Here is a 20,492-nt window from a genome sequence, read left to right as displayed (position 1 = left end):
GTTTGTGACGGCCTGTGGCTATTTATTTCCTACGCCAGCGGGTGGGCGGTAAAGCGGATCAGGAAATTGGCGTAAACGTTCTTGACGGTGGTCTCCGGGGCCGTGCGCACGGTAATGCTGGGGGTGTAGCCCGATGGCGGGGCAATGCCGGTGGTCAGGGCCTCTGGCGTCAAATAGCTGGCGAACACCGGTGCGCCGGTGCCACCAGTGCCGCCGGCAATAGCTTGCTCATAGTTGTGCTCGTGGGCTTGCAGCGCATCGTCCTGCACAGAACCCACCTGATTGCCCGACCAGCCGCCCGCCGCACTGGCAACGCGCTCGGTGGCCTGTGGGTCGCGCATCAGACCATCTGGCCCCTGTGCCAGATAGTTCACCCCGCGTAGGAAACGGCCACGGTAGTCGGGCAGGTTGAAGTGCCCGGAGCGGGGTTTGCCATAAACGTAACCGATGACCAGAAAGAGCTCGTGGTACTGGGCCAAGCCCAGGGCGCGGCCGTCGCATACCAGCCAGCCCTCGCGTCGCAGATGCAGATCGTAGGCCTTGCTGGCAGGGTTGGGAAAGGTGCCGCTACCAGCTTGAGGATCATTGACAGGGCCGGCATACGGCACGATGGCGCCGACCGGAAAAACGGTATCGCGCATCAGCCCGCCTCGCCGCACTCGCGGACCAGATTTGGCAGGTCAGAACCCTGTTGCAGCATCAGTTGCGACGTGGCGATCTCGACTTCCCAGCAACTGCTGTCAGGTAGCGGGTGCTGGGTCTCGGGTGACTTGAGCGCGTTGGCCAGCAGCAGATCGGCCTTGAACACCGGGGTGAGGTTGGCGGGGCCAAACCAGAAACTGCCTTTTGAGCTGAGATAGTAGAGCAGGGCCAGGCCATGTTGTGCCGGTGCAGCGACCAGTACCCGGGCGCTTCCTGCTTCCAGGAAGGCGGTGAAGTCGCCCTGCTCGTTGGGTAGTTGCGTCATTTGTAGCCAGGCTGGACGTTCAGCGTCGTCGGCCGAGAAATAACGGCCGTAGTAGGTGTAGATCATGTCCTCCCACTCCAGCGTGGTCTGGAAGAAGGGGATCAGCTGGAACTGCAGGACGTCCTGTTGCCAGCCTTGATTTCCGTGGCGCGCCAGGAATGGGGCCATCAGGCCTTCTATGGCAGTCTGCCGCAATGCAGTGCGCTCGATCTCGTCGCGTCGCTCGTGGTTGGCGGTTGCCCATTGTCCCGCCAGCACACGCATGCTTTGCAGGTACTGGTCGCGTTGGACGGCATAGGCGGCCAGGATGGCTTGATAGGTACTCATCTGCCACTGCAGGTAGGCGGGCGCGTCGTTGTTGCAACTGCACTGCAGGGTAACTGACACGACAAAATTGACGCCGCTGGCCAGCGCTGCAAGGTTCAGTGTGGTGCTGCTCTCCGGTGCCGTGGGCAGCGTCAACTGGCCTGACTGTGCACCCGCAGTCAGGCTGATGGCCTGGACGATATTGCCCAGCGATACGGCCAGTATGGCGCCTGCCGGCGGGCTGGCTTGGCCATTGCTGGCCGACCAGGCATAGGCCAGGGTAGCCTGGCTGATGGTATAGCCAGCCGGGAGTGACTGTACGCTGCTGGTCATGGGCGGGTCGTTGCGCAGCAGCGTATCCAGTACCAACTGGGCAGGTGGCGGGGCAACCACGTCGTCGGCCAGGTAGTAGTTGGCCAGGGCCGCGTAGTTGCCACGATTGATGTCGGCCGAGCTAAGGATGGGGCCGGCAGGACTGGTGGTGGCATCCAGCAGCCAGGGCGGCGTGGGTTGGGTGCTTTGCATCCCGTGCAGGGCATTCTGGCGCGCCACATAGCTGGCGGCTGGTTGGGCAAAGACACATTCCAGAACCAAGCGTACGCCGCGATGCCGCAGGTCTACTGCATGCACCTCGTCTATCCAGCGGTAGACGGCGGAGAGATGCTGCGGATTCCCGGCGTTATCGAGCCGCCGACTGCGCCGCTCGATGATTTCCTCCTGGCTACGGTAGCTCCGTTCGGTACTCACCCGTCTGGATACGCGAATGCTGGCCTGCTGCAATTGCGATTGCGCGTGGCGCCTGGCTTGCTCGGCCAACTGGCCGCTGCTGCTGGTGCTGTCGGTCCAGCTGCCGGTGGTGGTTTCTGACAGGCCATCATCGCTGTAGCTGCGGCTGAGATCGTCGAATTCCCGTTTCAGTTGGGTGATCGGCGGATTGGCGGTGCGTATCCTGCCATTGGAATCGCCGCGGCTCTCCTGGCGATGGTGTTCGCTATCCTGGTTGATCTGTTCTGTGTGCTCCAGCTGTTCGTGCTGGACACGATGCTCCGAGCCCCGTTCGGCTGTCTCGCCACGCATCAGGTTTTCCACGTGGGCCAGGGCACCCAGCTTGTAGCGCAACAAGCGCTGCCGCAGGGTCATCATCGCTGCCAGGCCCAATGGACGGCAGTAACCCGGCTGGGCCTGGCTGCCAGGGCTGCTGGCGGGTACCGGTATGGCGTCAGGCAACAGGATGCTGGCGCATAGCAGTGACTGCAGGGTGCTGGCATCGTTGCTCCAGGGCGGCTGGCTGGCAAGCGCAACGGCAATATGGCAAGCCTGCAGTGCCCGTATCAGCGCATCCCTGTTGTCTGTCTCCGGTGGCGGACCAGACAAGCCCAGCAGCAGTAGCGCCGTCAGGCTGTCTTGCATTCTGGGCAGGCTGCTGACATAGGCGGTAGAGGCCACAAACTCTGTCAGTGGCATGCCCAGCAACAGTTCCAGTGCCTGCTGCAGCTGGCTGGCATGGTCAGGCCGCGTATCCAGCACTGCGAGCAGGGCGGGGCCGCTCAGCTTATCCATGGGCGGGGGGAGTTGTGCCACTGCGGCCACGTAGGCGCCGGGATAGTGCTGTGAATTGGGGGAGATATAGTCGGTGGCGATGGCTTGCGCATCGGCCGGGGTGGCCAGTAAGGCGGACTGAAAAGCCCCCTGATTACTGATGGCGATAAAACGGGTCGCCAGGTCGACGGCGCAGGCCGGCCGTACGCCACGCGGGTAGAGCAGGCAGGCAAAGTCGTGGGCAGAATCGAGCAGCACGCCGTCGGGTGGTGGGTGGTGCGGTAGCAGCGGCTCGGGCGCCGGTGCGTCGATCGGCAGGCAGGCCAGTTCCAGCTCGTCGCCCAGGGGGCAGCTCACCAGCCAGACCAGTTGTAGCCTGGCCTGGCCATTGGCTTCCACCTTGAGCACCACCGTGATTTCCAGGCAGATGCCGCTGGCTTCGATACCACTGGACCAGATCGGACAGACAGGCTGCAGGATGGCATGTGCTGCCAGCAGCGTGCCATCCAGCCTGGCTGACAGCGTCACCTGCAAGCGGCTGTAGTCACTGCCCGCAATGTCCCAATCCAATGCCAGTTGCTGGCCGTTGGGCAGGGGCAGGCAGATGCTGTCCTCACGATGGGCTATGCCTGCATGGGGCAGGCTGATGTGCCAGTCTGCCAGGACATGGGTTTCTTCCTGCGGTTTGCCTATGCCGTGCAGCATCATCAGGCGCCAGGCATGGGGCGCCATTGCCAGCCATAGCCTTACCCAGCAGCGCTCCTCACCATCGCAGAGCTGTAGCAAACAGGTAGGGTGCTCGGCATTGAGCCAGGCCACTTGAACGTCTTGCCCCAGCCGGACCGTGCATTCCACCCGCCAGCCGCTGCCTACTGGGTGGGCATGCCAGCTGATGTAGAGCGGGCCACATTGCTGCTCGCCCTGCATGGGCTCGCATAAAACAGGGACTGGCGCTGTCATTCTTCCACTCCGTCGGCGCTGGCATAGCAATTGGCGGTAAGGGGCGAGACACCATGGAATATCTCGTTCAGGGTGTGCCGTACCATGCTGGTGTCGGTGGGAACCAGGGAGATATCGAGATAGCTCTTGAGGGCACTGACCAGATGGCGCCTGGCTTCCTGCACACGCTTGCGCGCGTTGACCTGGGAGATATCCTGCCAGTGTGCGATTTCTTCATACGAGAGATTGTCGACAAAGCGCAGCGTGGCGACGGACCGCAAGCGGTCTGGCAGCGCGGCAAAGGCGCGTTGTATCTGGCGTGCCAGTTCATCATCCAGCAACTGCTGTTCGGGCGAGCTGGGGCTGCTCTGGCCGAGCATGATGTCGATGCCTTGCAGCCGCTGGGTTTCGGCGATACGACACCGCTGCTGGTCGATGAATTTGTTCTGGGCGACCTGGCGCAACCAGCCGCCCAGGTGCCGGATACGGCGCAAGGCATCGGGTGATTCGGTGTAGATGCGCAGGACGACTTGGCTGAACAGATCATTGGCGTCGTCGGTGTTGCCGCCGGACAGGCGGCGGCAGTGATACAGCAGGTAGGGACGGTACTGCTTAAGGAAGTTTTCCAAGGACCTGTGCTCTCGCAAGGCCAGACTTTCGATCAATTGCTGTTCGGTGCGTGAGCCTGACGGCCCGTTCAAGGCGTGCTGATTCCCCACAATGATTTCCTCCGGCTTTTTTTCGTATCGGCTGGTATTGCCGTCCAGGACGCATCAAGGCGCCTGGGCTACTCACGACGAAGAGCAACGGTGCGAGCAACTCAAAGACGAGTGGCCGTGGAGGGTTGTGAAGTATTTCTGGCGAGGGCGATCAGCAATCGCTGGGGTCGTGGCCTAAATCGGACGCTTGGCCGGGGCTGTGCCGGCTATCTTGCTGCCGCGCTTGCTGGCAGGGGGTATCACTGAGTAGAAAGAGGAAGGTCGCCTGCAAGAATTGGCAGGGTGGTGATGGCATGCTTTGTGCCCGCCGGGGCGATAGGGACGTTTGACTGGGGCGAGGAAGTGGGTCGCTATGCTGCGCAAGACGTTACACTTGCGACCCGTCAAACCAGTACCTCGGCTATCGTATTGGCTATGCGATGTAATGCCGATCATGCCCTTGGATACACTTCCGTAAGCGTGCCTGTTACCTGTTGCCACCCCTGTTTTTCGCCTATGCCATCGTTGCATGGCGTGTCTGCTGCCTATCCACCATGAGCCAGATCAAGCAACCCACGCGAGCGGGCCGTTATACCGTAGCGGAACGGGTGACCCAGTTTTCTCCGGGGGTGGCATTGCGGCTGCGTCCGGCCGTGTTGCAAGCGGGCCTGCAGTACCCGCCACAGCATCTGACCTACCTGGCCTTCAAGGCTGAGCGTGAGCTGTGGGTGTATGGGCGCGATGAGGCGCAGGGGCCGTGGCGGTACATCAAGACCTACCCGGTGCTGGCCGCCAGTGGTGAGGCCGGGCCCAAGCTGCGTGAGGGTGACAGGCAGGTTCCGGAAGGTTTCTACCAGGCGGAGCTGCTGAACCCAAATAGCCGCTACCACCTTTCGATCCGGCTGGACTATCCCAATGCATTTGATCGGCAGATGGCCATGCAGGCTGGCAGAACGCAATTGGGTGGAGACATCATGATTCACGGTGACGCCCGTTCGACGGGCTGTCTGGCCATGGGGGACGAGGCCGCCGAGGATCTGTTCATCCTGGCAGCGCTGGCGGGCAATGCGCAGTTGCGCATCCTGGTGGGGCCATGGGATTTCCGGCGCAAGCCTGTGCTGCTGCCGGATGCCGCACCGGATTGGTTGCCGGGTTTGTATGCGTCCTTACATACGGCTCTGGCGGAGTATCCGTTGCAGGGTTGAGCGTTTGGCGGCATGCAGAACCGCATAACAAACCCACATCAAAAACCATATCAAAACCAGCATCCCGTAGGGAGTAGGAAGGAAACATGTTGAAACTGAATCGGCGCAACCTTTTTTGGGGCCTGCTACTGGCCTTGCTAATCAATGTGGGCACTATGGCGGCGGACGTCGGCCGGCAGCCGCAGCCCCTGCAGATAGATGCGCAAGCCATTGATGCCCACCTCAACCAGTGGCTGCAAGCAAGGCAGGTACCTGGCGCTGCACTGGCTATCGTGGAGCGGGGCGAAGTTCGATTGCTGCGCAGCTATGGTCTGGCCAATGTGGAGCACCAGGTGCCGGTCAGGCCGGAAACGGTGTTTCAGTCGGGGTCGGTGGGCAAGCAGATGACGGCCATGGCAGTCATGCTGCTGGTGCAGGATGGCAAGCTGAAGCTGGATGACAAGCTTGCCCGCCACCTGCCGCAAGCCCCCGCCAGCTGGCGCAATATGACGGTGCGGCATTTGCTTACCCATACCGCAGGCCTGCCAGCAGACTGGCCGGAGAAATTCGACTATCGGCGCGACTACAGCGAGCAGGAGCTGGCGCGCTACATCATGGGTATGCCGCTGCAGGCCAAGCCAGGCGAGCGCTGGCAATACAGCAACCCCGGCTATGTCCTGTTGGGGGTGCTGGTCAGCAAGCTGGCAGGGCAGTTCTATGGTGATTTTCTGCAGCGGCGGGTATTTAAGCCGTTAGGCATGGCTACCGCCAGGGTGATCAGCGAACGCGATATCGTGCCGCATCGTGCTGCCGGTTATCAGCTGATCGATGGCCGACTGAAGAACCAGGATTGGGTGTCGCCTACGCTCAATACCACGGCAGATGGTTCGCTCTATGTGGGCCTGCAGGACATGATCAAATGGGATGCCTCGCTGCGCAATGCTACCTTGCTGGCACCCGAGCACTTGGCCGAGCTGTGGCAGCCGGTGCGGCTCAATAGCGGTAAGCGTCACCCCTATGGACTGGGGTGGGAGCTAGGCCTGCGCAGCGGGCGCGAGTGGCTCTACCATGACGGTGCCTGGCAGGGCTTTGAATCCTACGCCGCGCGCTATCGTGACGGCGGCCTGAGCCTGGTGCTGCTGCTCAACCGCAGCGATGCTGGTGTGGTTGAGCTGGCCGATGGTCTGCTGAAACTGCTGGAGCCCGCAACTACGCCATAGTACCCAGGTGATGGCTGGAGGGTGGCTGCCTCTGCGCTAACCGGCAGGCAGATGAGTGGCCAAGGCCTGGCGCCAGCCATGACCGATCTCTCTTGCAGCCTGCAGCACCAGTTCGCGGGCGGCATCGGGGCGCTTGCCTGCCCGGTAGGCCATCATGACCTCCCATTCCCACTGAGGCAGGTCGCTGAGTTCCAGCACCTTGAGCTGTCCCCGCGACAATTCGCGCAAGGCGGCGATGGCCGGCATAAAGACGATGAAACCGTGCTCCAGGGCCAGCTCGCAAGCCGTCGTGGCGGGCTGATTGGTATGCAGGGGCAAGGGCGCTCGGCGGTGCTGGCGCAACAGCCTGACCAGTGCTTCTGCGTCCTGCCCCCACCATTGCGGCGAGATACGGGCATCGGCAATGGCCGCCAGGGGCAAGGGGCCAGACTGCGCCAGCGGATGGTCTGCCGCCACCATGGCGACGATGGGGGAGCGTGCCAGCAGTTCCAGCTGTATGCCGGTTATGGTGGGGCGGTTGAACACGAAAGCCACTTTAAGCCGGCCTGCCAGCACACGCTCCATCAGTTCGGGTGAATGATCGGTGTGGCAGAACAGCTCTACCGGTTGTTCGGCCAGGGCGGCGACCAGGGGGCTGAAGACCAGCGAAGCCAGCGAGGGCGGGCAACCCACGCGCGCCTCGGGCAGCACTGCGGCGCCTTGTATGGCTTGTCGGCCCAGGCTCAGCTCGGACAGTGCCCGCCTGACCGACTCGAGATACAGCAGGCAGGCCGGGGTGGCGACTGCGCCGCGACGATGGCGCTGGAACAGCTGGGTGCCCAGGCTGGCCTCCAGCTGGGCTATGCGCTGGCTGACCTGGGGCTGAGACCAGCCACGGGCGGCGGCGGCCTGGCTGAAGCTGCCACGCTCGGCTACATCGCGCAGCAGTTCGAGATCGCTGATCAATAGAGACATAATGATTTCTTATAAGAACTATAAGTGATGGTGGTGTTCCTGCATGGCAGGATAAGCCAGACAATACGGCCATCACAAGACCCCTGTCTGACACCCCATGCCTACCCAACCGTCATTTGCCCGTATCGAGACTGAACGCCTGCTGCTGCGTGCGCCGGTGGCGTCGGATGTGGCGGCGCTGTATGAGATATTCGGCGATGCGGCGACCTGCCTGCACAACCCTGCTGGCCCGCTGGCCAGCCCTGAAGCCGCTGCCGATGTGCTGTGGCGCTGGCAGATGCACTGGGCACGCCATGGTTTTGGTTTGTGGGTGATCTGCCAGCGCGACGCGCCGCAGGTGGTGCTGGGTTTTGGTGGTTTGTCTTGGCGGGAATACGGCCAGCAGCAGCGCCTCAATCTGGGTTTCCGCTTCCGGCCATCGGCATGGGGGCAGGGCTATGCAACCGAGCTGGGCCGCACGGCCTTGAGCATGGCGTTCGATACCCTGGCTGCAACCGAAGTCTGTGGCCTGGTCCGGCCCGGCAATACCGGCTCCCGTCGTGTACTGGAGAAGCTGGGTATGCAACCGCATGGCGAGCTGCGCGATTTCCCTTGGCTGGATGCCAGCCTGGTTTACCGTATACCGGCTGAGCGTCGGGCCAGCAACGAAGCTGACCTGCAAGCGACGGGCCGCCCTGAGCGTGTGGTGGCTGAGCGCCTGGCTGCCTAGCCTTGCGGCCTGGCCAAGTGGGCCAGTGGCAGGGCGGTGGTCTGCTTGATGGCTTGCAGCACAAAGCTGGATTTCACGTCCACGACCCCTGGGTGCTGCAGCAGGGTATCCATGACAAAGCGCGAGAAGTGGGCGAGATCCTCGAACACCACCCTGAGCAGATAATCCATTTCGCCTGCCATGGCATGGCAGGTGACCACCTCTGGCCAGCCTTGTACGGCCTGGGCAAAAGCGGCGAACTGCCGTTCACGTTTGTCCAGCATCACCCTTACAAAGGCTTCCAGCCCCAGGCCTATCTTGGCCGGCTCCAGCAGCGCCACGTACTGCGCAATCACGCCTTCCTGTTCCAGCCGTTTCAACCGCCTGAGGGTAGGTGAGGGCGAAAGATTGATTGCCTCGGCCAGCTCCAGATTGCTGAGGCGTCCTTCCTGTTGCAGCACTGACAGGATTTTCAGGTCGGTTTTATCCAGCTCAATCATTTTTTTGCTCGAATTGGTTCAATATTGGCATTTTATGCCAATGCTGCGCTGCTTCCGAGCCCAATTTGCTAGCACATTGCGCGGCAGAATTCGTATCCTGTCGGCACAGACAAACTAGGATGCGCAGGCTATGTGCGTCCATTTCCCACACTGGATAGAGGGCAGCAGCAATGGCAGATCTTTATGAAAACCCGATGGGTCTGATGGGCTTCGAGTTCGTGGAATTTGCGTCGCCCACACCCAATGTGCTTGAGCCGCTGTTCGAGAAGATGGGCTTCACACTGGTGGCTCGCCATCGCTCCAAAGATGTGCTGCTCTATCGTCAGGGCGATATCAACTTCATCGTCAACCGCGAGCCCAGGAGTGTGGCTGCGTATTTCAGCGCCGAGCATGGTCCATCGGCTTGCGGCCTGGCTTTCCGGGTCAAGGATGCGCACAAGGCATACAAGCGCGCGCTTGAACTGGGGGCGCAGCCTATCGATATTCCCACCGGGCCGATGGAACTGAAGCTGCCTGCCATCAAGGGTATCGGTGGTGCACCGCTGTATCTGATCGACCGCTTTGAAGAAGGCAAGTCGATCTACGATATCGACTTCGAGTTTATCGAAGGTGTGGATCGTCATCCCAAGGGACATGGTTTCAAGGTGGTGGATCACCTGACCCACAATGTCTATCGCGGCCGCATGAAATTCTGGGCCGAGTTCTATGAGCACCTGTTCAACTTCCGCGAGATACGCTACTTCGACATCAAGGGTGAGTACACAGGTCTGACCTCGCGGGCGATGACTGCACCGGATGGCATGATACGTATCCCGTTGAACGAAGAATCCTCCAAGGGTTCGGGCCAGATCGAGGAATTCCTGATGAAGTTCAACGGTGAAGGCATACAGCATATTGCCCTGTTCACCGATGATTTGCTGCGCAGCATAGATCTGCTGCGTGAGGCTGGTATCCCGTTGATGACCGCGCCGCGCGATACTTATTACGAAATGCTGGAGGAGCGCCTGCCGGGCCATGGCGAGAACGTGGAGGCGCTGCGCACGCGCGGCATCCTGCTTGATGGCACTACCGAGGGCGACAAGCGCCTGCTGTTGCAGATATTCTCGGAAACCGTGCTGGGCCCGGTGTTCTTCGAGTTCATCCAGCGCAAGGGTGACGATGGCTTTGGCGAAGGCAACTTCAAGGCCTTGTTTGAATCGCTGGAGCGTGACCAGATACGCCGTGGCGTACTGAAGGCGGAGGCCTGACATGAAGATAGATCGCATCCATCACGTGGCGTACCGCTGCAAGGACGCCAAGGAAACCGTGCTGTGGTACCAGAAGATGCTGAAGATGGATTTCATGCTGGCGATCTCAGAGGACTATGTGCCTTCGACCAAGGCAGCTGATCCGTATATGCATATCTTCATGGATGCAGGCCAGGGCAATGTGCTGGCATTCTTCGAGTTGCCTACCCAGCCTGAGATGGGGCGCGACCCCAATACCCCGGCGTGGGTACAGCATATCGCCTTCAAGGTGAAGGATCGCGAAACGCTGCTTGAGTATCGCGCCCACCTGGAAGCCAATGGGGTCGATGTACTGGGGGTGACCGATCACGGTGCTTTCCATTCGATCTACTTCTTTGATCCGAACGGCCACAGGCTGGAACTGGCCTGCCCGGACCCCGATGAAGAAAACATGCTCAAGCGCCTGGATGAAGTGAAGTGGGACATGCTGGAGGAGTGGTCACGTACCAAGCGTGCACCCAAGCAAGGCGCCTTCCTGCATGAGCGTGAATTCCGGAATTGAGCGGATCATGAGCACTTATACCGATTCTGCCGCAGCACCGGTCGAACGCGTCAAGCATGGACTGGCGGCGGGCGATGTCGTACCGCCCAGCCCGGATTGGACCATAGACCAGGGTTGGGAGAACTACACCGCTGAAGAGCATGGTGTCTGGAAAACACTGTATGAGCGTCAGACCAAGCTGCTGCCTGGGCGAGCCTGCGATGCCTATGTGGAGGGCATGCGCGACCTGCCCATGGGGCCGGACGAGATACCGGATTTTCGCAAGCTTTCCGAGACCTTGATGCGCAAGACAGGCTGGCAGATTGTTGCTGTTCCTGGCTTGGTGCCAGACGATGTGTTCTTCGAGCACCTGGCCAATCGGCGTTTTCCGGCGGGCAACTTTATCCGCAAGCCGCACGAGCTGGACTACCTGGAAGAGCCGGATGTGTTCCACGATGTGTTCGGCCATGTTCCCATGCTGATGAACAAGGTGTTCGCGGATTACATTCAGGCCTATGGCGCGGGTGGCTTGCGGGCGCACAAGCTGGGTACGCTGAAGAATTTGGCGCGGGTGTATTGGTATACGGTGGAGTTCGGTCTGGTGCAGCAGAGCGACGGCCTGCGTATCTATGGTGCGGGCATTGCCTCGTCCTACACGGAGAGCATCTTCTCGCTGGATGACGCCTCGCCCAATCGCATCCGCTTTGATCTGGAAAGGGTGATGCGCACCAACTACCGCATTGATGATTTCCAGGAAGTCTATTTCGTGCTGAACAACCTCGACGAACTGCTGGAGCTGGACCGTATCGACTTTGCGCCGCTCTATGCGCGCATCCAGTCGCAGCCTGAGCTGCAGCCGGGCGACATACTGCCCGTCGACGAAGTGCTGCATCGGGGTACAGGCGCCTATCATGGCGCGAAGAAAGCATAAGGGGGTTGCCGGAAACCTCAACTCGTCGGAGCAGGGTGTCGCGCGCAAAGAATTTACATCGCCGTATCAGCAATATGCTGCGTTGAAATTTTTCGCTCGCATCCTGTCTTGCCTGAAAGCTGAGGTTGCTGCCCATCCCCATAACATAGGAACTCAAGCATGAAACTCGCTAGTCTCAAGCATGGCCGTGATGGCCGACTCGTCGTGGTCAGCCGTGATCTCAAGCACTATGTGGCCGTCCCGGACATCGCGCCCACCATGCAGGCGGCGCTGGATGATTGGGCACACATCGAGCCGCAGCTCCGCAAGGTATCGGAACTGCTGAACAGCGGCCATGAGGGACGCGCCCAGGCATTCGACCCTGCGCAGTGTGCGGCGCCGCTGCCGCGTGCCTATCAATGGGTGGATGGCTCGGCCTACCTGAACCATGTGGAACTGGTACGCAAGGCCCGCAACGCGGAAATGCCGCCCTCGTTCTATACCGACCCGCTGATGTACCAAGGTGGCTCGGACGATATGCTGGGCGCCCGTGATCCTATATCCATTCTGGACGAGGCCTGGGGAACCGATCTCGAGGCCGAGGTGGCCGTGATTACCGACGATGTGCCCAAGGGCACCAGCGCCGAGGATGCGGCGCGTCACGTGCGGCTGGTGATGCTGGTCAACGATGTCAGCCTGCGTAACCTGATACCGAACGAGTTGGCCAAGGGTTTTGGCTTTGTGTTATCCAAGCCGGCCAGCGCATTCAGCCCGGTGGCCGTGACCCTGGATGAGCTGGAAGGCCATTGGCAGGACAATCGCCTGCACCTGCCGCTGCGGGTGTGGCTCAATGGCGAGTGGTTTGGCGAGCCCAACGCCGGCGAGGAAATGACTTTCAGCCACGCCGACCTGATCGCCCACCTGGCCCGTACCCGCAAGCTGGGCGCGGGTTCCATCGTCGGCTCTGGCACCATCTCCAACAAGGATCGCGCCCGTGGCTCCTGCTGCCTGGCGGAAGTCCGCATGATAGAAACCATAGAGCAGGGGGCGCCCAAGACGCCTTTCCTCAAGGCAGGCGATACCGTCAAGATCGATATGTGGGATGGTGCAGGCAAGTCCATCTTTGGCGCGATCGAGCAGACCGTCGTACTGGGGCAGTAGGCCCGACTGGTAGTGCCATTCAGGGCGGGTGGGCAGGGTGCGCAAGCGTGCCGGGCCTGCCTGCCCTGATTGTTTCTGCGGCTAGGTGCAGGTGTAGTGATATGGCCGGCGCATGGCATACACTATCGTACTGACCGTTGCGAGTGGGGAACGCTATCTATACCGCGGCAGTCTTACCCCACGTACAGACCAAATATACCAACTACACAAGCTCATACCATGACCATGGATCGCAAGCTATATACCTATTTCCGTTCTTCTGCAGCTTGGCGTGTGCGCATTGCCCTGGCGTACAAGGGGCTGGACTACGAAGCAGTGCCCATCCATCTGCTGCGTGATGGTGGTCAGCAGCGAAGTTCCGACTATCTGGCGCTCAACCCGCAGGGGCGGGTGCCTGCGCTACTGGACGATGGCGTGGTGCTGACCCAGTCGCTGGCCATCTGCGAGTATCTGGAAGAGCGCTATCCAACGCCAGCGCTGTTGCCAGCAGACCTGCTGGGACGCGCCAGGGTACGCTCGCTGGCGCAGCTGATTGCCTGCGATATCCACCCACTCAACAATCTGATCGTGCTGCAATATCTCAAGGGGACGCTGGGCCAGAGCCAGGAGACCGCAGATGAGTGGTACCGTCACTGGATAAGGCAGGGATTTGCTGCCCTGGAGCAGGAGCTGGTTCGCCTGGGCAGCGAGCGCTATTGCGTAGGTGACAGCGTCACGCTGGCCGATCTGTGCCTGGTGCCACAGGTATTCAACGCCCATCGCTTCAAGGTCGACATGGCCAACTACCCGCGTATTGCCGCAATCGATGCGCATCTGAGCAGCCTGCCGGCTTTCAGCCAGACGCATCCTTCCAAACAGGCCGACGCCGAGTAAGGTCACCCGACGGTAGTGCTTACTTCTCTGGCGGGCCCTGCCCAGTGCGGGGTCGTACCCGCTATACGCTGATTGGAAATGGATGACTTCTTACCCAGACCAGAATATTACTGGTCTAGCCTTGGCACGCAATGACTGGATAGATGTGCTGCGCGGTTGGGCTGCCATTGCCGTGGTGCTGATGCACCTGAATATCCGGGTCCCGTTCCGGGATTTTGAAGGGGCTGCCTGGCTATCCAAGCGTGCCTACAATTTTCTGTTCTCCAGCGGCTGGCAGGCGGTCATGGTGTTTTTCGTGATTTCAGGCTTCCTGATCACGCAGGCCATGCTGGCTCGCTGGCACAGCCTGGAAAAAGTGCAGCCGCTGCACTTTTACGGTTTTCGCGCTGCCCGGCTACTACCTTGCCTGCTGGGCTTCATCGTATTGCAGTCCTTGTTGCAGGCGTGGCAGGTGCCGGGTTTTCATGATGCCGCAAGCACTACACCGTTATGGCGCGCCGTCGTCTCGGCACTCACCTTTCACCTGAACTGGCTGGAAGCCCAATATGGTTATCTGCCGGGTGCTTGGGATGTGCTGTGGTCCTTGTCGGTGGAAGAGGCGTTCTACCTGGGCTTCCCGCTGCTTTGCCTGTTGGTGCGCTCGCCGCGCTGGCTCTTGGTCATCTTGTGTGCCTTCTTCGTCATCGGCCCCTATGCCCGCGTGGGCATGGGTAGCAATGAGATTTGGGCTGACCATGGTTATCTGTCGGGTATGGGTGAGATTGCCCTGGGCTGCATGATGGCCATGCTGGCTAGGCATTGGCCGCCAACCGGGCACCGTGGGATCTGGGTGCTGATACTGGGGCTGGTGTGCATGGCCTTGCCCCTGTATTTCCGTGGCTGGGTTTACAAGTCTGGCCTGACCAGCTTGGGGTTGGACATGACGCTGCTGGCGCTGGGTGCTGCCCTGGTGCTGATTGCCACCCACGCCAATCCAGCCTGGTATCGCTATGCGAGCTTGCCGGGCATAAGCTGGCTGCGCTGGGTGGGGCGCAGCAGCTACGAAGTCTATCTGTGTCATATGTTCGTGGTGATAGCCCTGGTCGAGGCCTTCCGTGCCTTGGGTGGCGGGCCGCAGATGGTGCCGTGGCTGTATGGCGGCGGGCTGGGTTTGTCGCTGCTGGCGGGCCATCTTGTGGCGCGGTATTTCTCCGAACCACTGAACCGCCGGATACGCAGCAGGCTGGTGCGTGGGCGCAGTGTGGCGCCAGCGGTTGCCACGCAGAGCTAGGAGCGGGCGCCATCGCCGTGGTGGTGCTCTAAGCTACGATGCTTATTCGCGGTACTCGCGCTTGCCATACCCCGTCAAACCCAGCAGGCCACGTACCAGCTGGTAAGCCAGCCAGGGCAGCACACGGCGCCACCAGGGGGCGGCCATGATGCTCTCGGCGGGTACCGGTTGAGCGGCTTCATTAATGTGCCGCTGGATATCCGCCCTCAGTTCATGGGCCAGGGGCGCGTACAGGGCGACGATATTGGCCTCGCGGGCCGTCAGCAGGCTGAAGGGGTCGATATTGGACGAGCCCACCGTCAACCAGGTTCGATCCACCACAGCCACCTTGGCGTGCATGAATCCTGCGGTGTACTCATGTATCTCTACCCCGGCCAGCAACAGGGGGCGGTAAAGTACGCGGGTGGCGTAGTGCAGAAGGGCATGGTCCAGACGCCCCTGCAGCAGGATGACCACCCGTACACCCCGGTTGGCTGCCGCCAGCAATGCTCGCCTGAGGGTAATGCCTGGCAGAAAGTAGGCATTGGCCACGACGATCTCTTCACGGGCCTGTTTGATGGCCTGCAGATAGGCAGCCTCGATGGCCCGGCGGTGGCGCAGATTGTCACGCCGCAGCAGCTTGGCGAGCATCCGGCCTGTCGCAGGCGGCGTGTGATGGTGATGCGGGATGGCGGCCCATTCGTGCTTGAGCTGAGACCAGCAGGTCTGGCGCCACTGGCTGGCGGCGATGTGGCGCATCTCGGCCACCAGCGGGCCCTCTACCCGGGTGGCGTAGTCGTAGCGCGGGGGGAGGCCTGGGCCATCCAGGTCTTCCAGGATATTGATGCCGCCGATGAAGCCCACCTGGCCATCCACTACTGCCAGCTTGCGGTGCATGCGTCGCAACCGTTGGCGATCGAGTGAGAAGCGAGTGGACTCGGGCCGAAAGAACAGCAGGCGCACGCCTGCCTGCAGCAAACTATGGCGCAGGTCTTGGGGCAGGTAACGGGCACCGAATCCATCCAGCAATAGATGCACCTGTACCCCTCTGCGAGCCGCACGCATCAGGCTGGCAGAAACCTGTCGGCCTATCTTGTCGGGTTCGTAGAGATAGCTCTCGAGGAACACCTCGCGTCGGGCTGCAGCAATCGCCGCCAGCAGGGCGGGGAAATACTGCTCGCCATTGCGTAGCAAGGTGAGCTGGTTACCCTCCAGCCAGGGCATCAGTAGGGGGCTTCCTGTCCGGACGAGCGTTCATTGCCGAACTTGAACTGCCCGGTTTCGCGCGCGAGCAAGTGCTGCAAAGCCTGGCCTTCGAGCCGGCTGGCCTTGAGCTGAAAGCTGGCTGCCGCCTTGCCGGACAAGGTTTTCACCACCCGGCCATGAGCGCGAAGCTGGACGCTGCCGTTCTTGCAAGCGAGGAAATCGAAAGGGTATTCGGCCAGGCGGCCGTGTTTATCCTGCATCAGTTCAACCTGACAGTGGCGGTGAGGGGTGCATGGTCGCTCAGCTGGCCCCAGCTCTTGCCGCTGTGGGCTTCGGCATGTTCTACATGCATGCCACGTAGATAGATGCGGTCCAGGGCCAATAAGGGCAGCCGTGCCGGAAAACTGGCTGCCACGCGGCCATGAAGGCTATGAAAGGCTTCGCGCAGATCCAGTGCCTCGCGCAGAAAGCCGCAGGCTTCCTGGCGCCAGTCGTTGAAGTCGCCAGCTACCACCAGCGGTGCATCGGCAGGTATATGCGCCAAGACGTAGTCGGCCAGCGCGGCCAGTTGCACGCGGCGGTCGGTAGCGCGCAGGTTAAGGTGTACGCATAGCGCATGCAATGGCAGATCGCGCCCCGGCAGCAATACCTGGCTGTGCAGCAAGCCCCGCCGCTCCAGCTTGCTTAGGCTGATGTCGTGATTGTGCCAACTGCTGATGGGATGGCGGCTCAACAGAGCATTGCCATGGTGGCCATGCTGATATGCCGCGTTGGGGCCGTAGACATGGTGCAGTTGATCGTCCGCCAGAAAAGCATGCTGGGGGTGCTCTGGCCAATCGTGATGGCGTTGCGCCCTGGCCTGGTGCTCTCCCTGGACCTCTTGCAGAAACACCAGATCGGCCGTCAGCCCACCCAGGGCGTGCTTGAGCGCTGGCAAGACATGGCGACGATTAAAGGCCGACATGCCTTTGTGGATGTTATAGGTTGCGATCCGCAATGTTTTTTTGTTTGATTCCGTCACTTGGGTGCCGTCCGTGCGGGGGCGGTGAGGGCCTGCGCGAGAGGGTTAGCCTTATGTGGAATCATATAGCCATCTCACGGCGTTAGTGGCGGAAAAATGCACGCTTGGGAAGCGCTATGGCGGGTAGGCATTGCCGTGGGGCAGGCTTGTGTTGCTGCCCTTGGGTAGGGCGTGGTGTCGCTGAGATGGTGCAAGGGGCGGCCAGTTTGCACTGGGGTCGTACGGCTGGTCAGCTTGCGGCTAGAATCCGGCTTTCTTGTCACCGCACCGGGGCATCGCGCCTGGTTTGTTTATCATGTCCAACCTGTATCCACGGGGTTTTCTGCTGAGTCACCTGAGTGGCGAAGCCCGATTGTTTTCAGCCTGGTGGGTGTTTTATGTGCTGGGCAAAGTCGTGCTCTATCTGCCAGTAGGGGGATTTTTTGCCTGGGTGCTGATCAGCAAGCGGTTTCATGAACTGGACATGGTGCTGTTCAAGCAGGTGGCATTGGGCTGGTTCTGCCTGTTGGTGCTGCATGGGTTGCTGGCATCCTGGGTGGTGTGGCGCTGCGCCAGCAACAGCAGCAGCCCGGTATGGACCTGGCTGGCCAGAGGGGTGGTGATCCTCAGCCTTCCCAGCCTGGCCGGGGGGCTTGCCGGAGTTTCTGCATTGAGCCCCTCTGGGGACGCCCTGCTGGTTGAGCTGGCCCAGCTGGACCTGCTGACCCTGACCCAGCACACTGAGGCGGCCGGCGACACCATCAGCCTGGCGCAACGCATGGTTCAACTGGCAGCGTCGCAGCAAGCTGGCCACCCCTTTGTGCTGGTGCGGCGCGAGGGCAGGGTGGTGGCTTATGCTAATTATTCGCCCCATGAATCGGTTTGCTGGTTTGTCCTGATGCTTAACATTCACCCTGCTTGGCGCACGCCTGCCGTACTGGGAGAGCTGTTGCGCGATTCCGGTGCTTTGTTTGCAGAGCGTGGTGTTGAGCGTCTGGTATCTCATGTCTACCGTACCAATGCGGCATCGGTACGTTTTCATCGCCGCCTGGGATTCACGGTAGCAAAGGAAAATACGCGTGGCTTTGAGTTTCATGCCAGGGTGGCTGATCTGATGTTGCCTGAGCGCTTGGGCGGGTTGCAGCAAGCGCCGCTACGCGGGGTGGAGCCAGCGGCGCCAATTCCATCCATGGGCTACGGCGCGGTATAAAGCGGTACGATGGGCGCGCACCGTGACGGGTGCAACGGTATGGTGGTAAAGCAACGACATCGGCATACTTCGCTTGATTCCAACTCTTGATGGCAAAATCATGAAGCAAATTTTCGCCCTGGCCCTGTTGCTGCTGCCAGCCACTGCACTGGCTGAGTGCAAGGAACTGCTGGACCGTGCGACGCCGCAGATACAAGCGGCATACGATGCGGACATGCGCATGCAGGGCCGACTCAAGAGCCTGGCCAACAGCACGGTGGAACAGCTGTGCCAAGCGGCCCCCTCCGTCCAGGCAGAATTGAGCCAGGCTTGGTGGTTAGCCACACAGGTGGAAGTCGTGCTGAGTGAGGTGGTGAACAACGCCAGTTGCAGCGAGGGTATGCGCAAGCAGGCTGAAACTACGCGCAGCAGTTACAGTGCGGCCGCCAAACGCCTGGTGCTGGCGCGCAATGGCATGGAAGACAAGGCGGGCCTGCACTGCAAGGCAGCGGCTACGCCAACTGCTGCGCCTTGAGTTGGCAGCCCAATTTGGCCGGCCTATACGGTAGGCCATGCTGGCGCTGGCCAGGCTGATGGTGCGGGGCGCTTGCGTGTCTCAGGCGTGGCCTTGGGGAAGCATGCTGGCGCCAAACTTCTCGGCCATCTCGGGCAGCATGCGCAGGGCATCGGCATTGGAGGGTGAGAAAACCGCCTCGGCCGCCACGTTCCAGTCCCGCCACAACCAGCCTGTATGCTCGCGCGGTGCCAACTGCGGCTCAAAGCGTTCGCTCACCAGCAGGCCGAATACATGCTCGGTGTTCATGGTTACACCCGGTGCGTAGCGATGGCGCCAGATCTCGAAGATTTCCCACTCATTGGTAATGCCCCAATCCTGCAGTTCGTGCTGGCTGGCATCAATGCCAAGCTCTTCCTGCAGCTCCCGTATCGCAGTCTGGCGAGGAGTCTCATCTTCTTCCAGGCTGCCCGTCACGTTCTGCCAGGCATCCTTGTAATCGGTGCGTTCAATGATGAGCGATTGCAGTTCAGGGGTGTAAACCACCACCAGGACAGATTCAGGGCGCTTGTAGGGCTTGGTCATGAGGTGGACGATCGGGCGTGGGAAGTGGCGCTATTCTAAGGCATGTTGAGGACTAGGGTTTGTTGGGCCACCTGGATTTAGAGCAGCTTTTAAAACCTAACGGGTGTTGTTGTACTGTCTTGCACTACCCACCTACTACCTGGTCACATGCGCCTGCTTGTGTCAGCCAGAGTCACAATGCCGGGTTTTGTCAGCGCTTGCCCAGTGCAGCCTCGATCTTCTTGTCGGTCTTGTATTGGGACAAGGCATAGGCGGCCCAGATGGCTGCCGGTATCCAGCCCAGCACCGTCAGTTGCAAGATCAGGCAGATAAGGCCGGCAATGGGGCGGCCTATGGTGAAGAACAGCATAAACGGCAGAAAGATGGCGATAATCAGGCGCATGCTGGGGGGCCTGGTCAGGCAGGTTTGTAGCGGGCTTCGATTTGCTCGAACACCGGCATGAAGCTCGGCTGTACGTAGGGCTTGAACAGGGCCAGTACGTGGCGGGCACCTTGCTTGCCGGTTTCTTCGCTGATGGGGCGGTCGGGATGGATGGTTTGCTGAAAGGCAAACCAGAACTTCACCACCATCCAGGTATTGGTCGCCAGCGGCATGATCTCATCCGGCTTGATGTTGATGAAGCCGATGGCGGCAAATTCGCCAAAGGCCTTGGCCAGGATGGGAGCAAGCTCGTTCTTGACGTAGCTGTGGTAGTCGGTCTGGAGCTGAGGGCTGCGGCTGAGCAGGCCGGGCAGGTCGTAGAACATGAAGCGATACTGCCACATGGCGGCAAAGGCGGCATCCAGGTAGCGGCCCAGATCCTCGGGCTCCAGTACCCGGTGTTCCGGCACTTGCAGGTGCTTGCGCATGTAGTCGATATAGAGCTGGAAAATCTGGTAGACGATCTCTTCCTTGTTGCGGAAGTGATAGTAGAGATTGCCAGGGCTGATACCGAGGTGGGCCGCGATATGGTTGGTGGTAATCGGGCGCTCGCCATGCTCGTTGAAGAGCAAGAGGCTTTCCTGGACGATGCGGTCGTAGGTCTTCATCACGATAGGTGGTG

The 20,492-nt window shown here is 60.8% G+C and carries 22 protein-coding genes; 11 read left to right on the top strand and 11 right to left on the bottom strand.

Annotation, left to right across the window (positions count from 1 at the left end):
* Positions 1-29 precede the first annotated feature (29 nt).
* The 3 genes from QQK16_RS11010 to QQK16_RS11000 are packed head-to-tail and all read right to left on the bottom strand — an operon-like array spanning position 30 to position 4,380.
* Positions 30-641, bottom strand: coding sequence for a phage tail protein (locus QQK16_RS11010; protein WP_284196510.1), 612 nt, complete (start codon positions 639-641; stop codon positions 30-32).
* Positions 641-3,772, bottom strand: coding sequence for a hypothetical protein (locus QQK16_RS11005; RefSeq protein WP_284196509.1), 3,132 nt, complete (start codon positions 3,770-3,772; stop codon positions 641-643). Before QQK16_RS11005 ends, QQK16_RS11010 begins: the two co-directional genes overlap by 1 nt.
* Positions 3,769-4,380: an RNA polymerase sigma factor gene (locus QQK16_RS11000; protein WP_284196508.1), complete on the bottom strand. Its 612-nt coding sequence runs from the start codon at positions 4,378-4,380 to the stop codon at positions 3,769-3,771. Before QQK16_RS11000 ends, QQK16_RS11005 begins: the two co-directional genes overlap by 4 nt.
* A 623-nt stretch (positions 4,381-5,003) precedes the next feature.
* Here QQK16_RS11000 and QQK16_RS10995 point away from each other — a divergent pair.
* The gene (locus QQK16_RS10995) at positions 5,004-5,654 is read left to right on the top strand and encodes a L,D-transpeptidase family protein (RefSeq protein WP_284196507.1); all 651 of its coding nucleotides are present in this window, start codon (positions 5,004-5,006) and stop codon (positions 5,652-5,654) included.
* A gap of 86 nt (positions 5,655-5,740) precedes the next feature.
* Positions 5,741-6,853, top strand: a complete 1,113-nt coding sequence (locus QQK16_RS10990; RefSeq protein ID WP_284196506.1) for a serine hydrolase domain-containing protein — start codon at positions 5,741-5,743, stop codon at positions 6,851-6,853.
* Between the two features lie 36 nt (positions 6,854-6,889).
* On the opposite strand, the gene QQK16_RS10985 is transcribed toward QQK16_RS10990, so the two are convergent.
* On the bottom strand, positions 6,890-7,807 hold the full coding sequence (locus tag QQK16_RS10985; protein ID WP_284196505.1) for a LysR family transcriptional regulator: 918 nt from the start codon (positions 7,805-7,807) through the stop codon (positions 6,890-6,892).
* 97 nt (positions 7,808-7,904) lie between these two features.
* Between QQK16_RS10985 and QQK16_RS10980 the strand changes: the two genes are divergently transcribed.
* A complete protein-coding gene (locus tag QQK16_RS10980; protein WP_284196504.1) occupies positions 7,905-8,516 on the top strand; it encodes a GNAT family N-acetyltransferase in 612 nt (203 codons plus the stop codon).
* Here the strand turns inward: QQK16_RS10980 and QQK16_RS10975 are convergent.
* Positions 8,513-8,995, bottom strand: coding sequence for an Lrp/AsnC family transcriptional regulator (locus tag QQK16_RS10975; protein WP_284196503.1), 483 nt, complete (start codon positions 8,993-8,995; stop codon positions 8,513-8,515). The genes QQK16_RS10980 and QQK16_RS10975 overlap by 4 nt on opposite strands.
* Positions 8,996-9,165: 170 nt before the next feature.
* On the opposite strand from QQK16_RS10975, the gene hppD reads away from it, so the two are divergent.
* From hppD to QQK16_RS10945, 6 genes are all read left to right on the top strand, one after another.
* Positions 9,166-10,242 carry a 4-hydroxyphenylpyruvate dioxygenase gene (hppD, locus tag QQK16_RS10970; RefSeq protein WP_284196502.1) on the top strand — a complete coding sequence of 359 codons (1,077 nt, stop codon included), beginning with the start codon at positions 9,166-9,168 and terminating at the stop codon, positions 10,240-10,242.
* Position 10,243: 1 nt separating this feature from the next.
* A complete protein-coding gene (locus QQK16_RS10965; protein ID WP_284196501.1) occupies positions 10,244-10,783 on the top strand; it encodes a VOC family protein in 540 nt (179 codons plus the stop codon).
* A 7-nt stretch (positions 10,784-10,790) separates the two neighbouring features.
* On the top strand, positions 10,791-11,693 hold the full coding sequence (gene phhA, locus QQK16_RS10960) for a phenylalanine 4-monooxygenase (RefSeq protein ID WP_284196500.1): 903 nt from the start codon (positions 10,791-10,793) through the stop codon (positions 11,691-11,693).
* Between the two features lie 159 nt (positions 11,694-11,852).
* On the top strand, positions 11,853-12,833 hold the full coding sequence (locus tag QQK16_RS10955; protein WP_284196499.1) for a fumarylacetoacetate hydrolase family protein: 981 nt from the start codon (positions 11,853-11,855) through the stop codon (positions 12,831-12,833).
* A gap of 219 nt (positions 12,834-13,052) precedes the next feature.
* Positions 13,053-13,706: a maleylacetoacetate isomerase gene (gene maiA, locus QQK16_RS10950; protein ID WP_308447011.1), complete on the top strand. Its 654-nt coding sequence runs from the start codon at positions 13,053-13,055 to the stop codon at positions 13,704-13,706.
* An 82-nt stretch (positions 13,707-13,788) separates the two neighbouring features.
* Positions 13,789-14,976, top strand: coding sequence for an acyltransferase family protein (locus QQK16_RS10945; protein WP_284196498.1), 1,188 nt, complete (start codon positions 13,789-13,791; stop codon positions 14,974-14,976).
* Between the two features lie 42 nt (positions 14,977-15,018).
* Here QQK16_RS10945 and clsB read toward each other — a convergent pair whose 3' ends face one another.
* Genes clsB through QQK16_RS10930 form a run of 3 tightly spaced genes read right to left on the bottom strand, consistent with a single transcriptional unit; the run spans position 15,019 to position 17,182 of the window.
* Positions 15,019-16,179, bottom strand: coding sequence for a cardiolipin synthase ClsB (gene clsB, locus QQK16_RS10940; protein WP_284196497.1), 1,161 nt, complete (start codon positions 16,177-16,179; stop codon positions 15,019-15,021).
* On the bottom strand, positions 16,179-16,421 hold the full coding sequence (locus tag QQK16_RS10935; protein WP_284196496.1) for a hypothetical protein: 243 nt from the start codon (positions 16,419-16,421) through the stop codon (positions 16,179-16,181). Before QQK16_RS10935 ends, clsB begins: the two co-directional genes overlap by 1 nt.
* Entirely contained in the window at positions 16,421-17,182 is a 762-nt protein-coding gene (locus QQK16_RS10930; protein ID WP_284196495.1) for an endonuclease/exonuclease/phosphatase family protein, read from the bottom strand. Before QQK16_RS10930 ends, QQK16_RS10935 begins: the two co-directional genes overlap by 1 nt.
* A 295-nt stretch (positions 17,183-17,477) precedes the next feature.
* Here QQK16_RS10930 and QQK16_RS10925 point away from each other — a divergent pair, with 295 nt between their 5' ends.
* Together QQK16_RS10925 and QQK16_RS10920 are read left to right on the top strand one after the other, a co-directional pair.
* On the top strand, positions 17,478-18,371 hold the full coding sequence (locus tag QQK16_RS10925; RefSeq protein WP_284196494.1) for a GNAT family N-acetyltransferase: 894 nt from the start codon (positions 17,478-17,480) through the stop codon (positions 18,369-18,371).
* Between the two features lie 100 nt (positions 18,372-18,471).
* Positions 18,472-18,885, top strand: a complete 414-nt coding sequence (locus tag QQK16_RS10920; protein ID WP_284196493.1) for a hypothetical protein — start codon at positions 18,472-18,474, stop codon at positions 18,883-18,885.
* A gap of 81 nt (positions 18,886-18,966) precedes the next feature.
* Here QQK16_RS10920 and nudB read toward each other — a convergent pair whose 3' ends face one another.
* The 3 genes from nudB to QQK16_RS10905 form a co-directional block, all read right to left on the bottom strand.
* Complete coding sequence (nudB, locus tag QQK16_RS10915; protein WP_284196492.1) at positions 18,967-19,449, bottom strand: dihydroneopterin triphosphate diphosphatase; 483 nt, start codon at positions 19,447-19,449, stop codon at positions 18,967-18,969.
* 190 nt (positions 19,450-19,639) lie between these two features.
* Positions 19,640-19,831, bottom strand: a complete 192-nt coding sequence (locus QQK16_RS10910; protein WP_284196491.1) for a YqaE/Pmp3 family membrane protein — start codon at positions 19,829-19,831, stop codon at positions 19,640-19,642.
* Positions 19,832-19,845: 14 nt separating this feature from the next.
* Positions 19,846-20,478 (bottom strand): TetR/AcrR family transcriptional regulator, encoded by a 633-nt coding sequence (locus QQK16_RS10905; RefSeq protein WP_284196490.1) that lies wholly within the window; start codon positions 20,476-20,478, stop codon positions 19,846-19,848.
* Between the last annotated feature and the right edge of the window lie 14 nt (positions 20,479-20,492).

Source organism: Chitinimonas prasina (assembly GCF_030160395.1).
GTDB lineage: Bacteria > Pseudomonadota > Gammaproteobacteria > Burkholderiales > Chitinimonadaceae > Chitinimonas > Chitinimonas prasina.
Note: the sequence above shows the minus strand (reverse complement) of the source record. Positions and strands in the feature narration are given on the sequence as shown.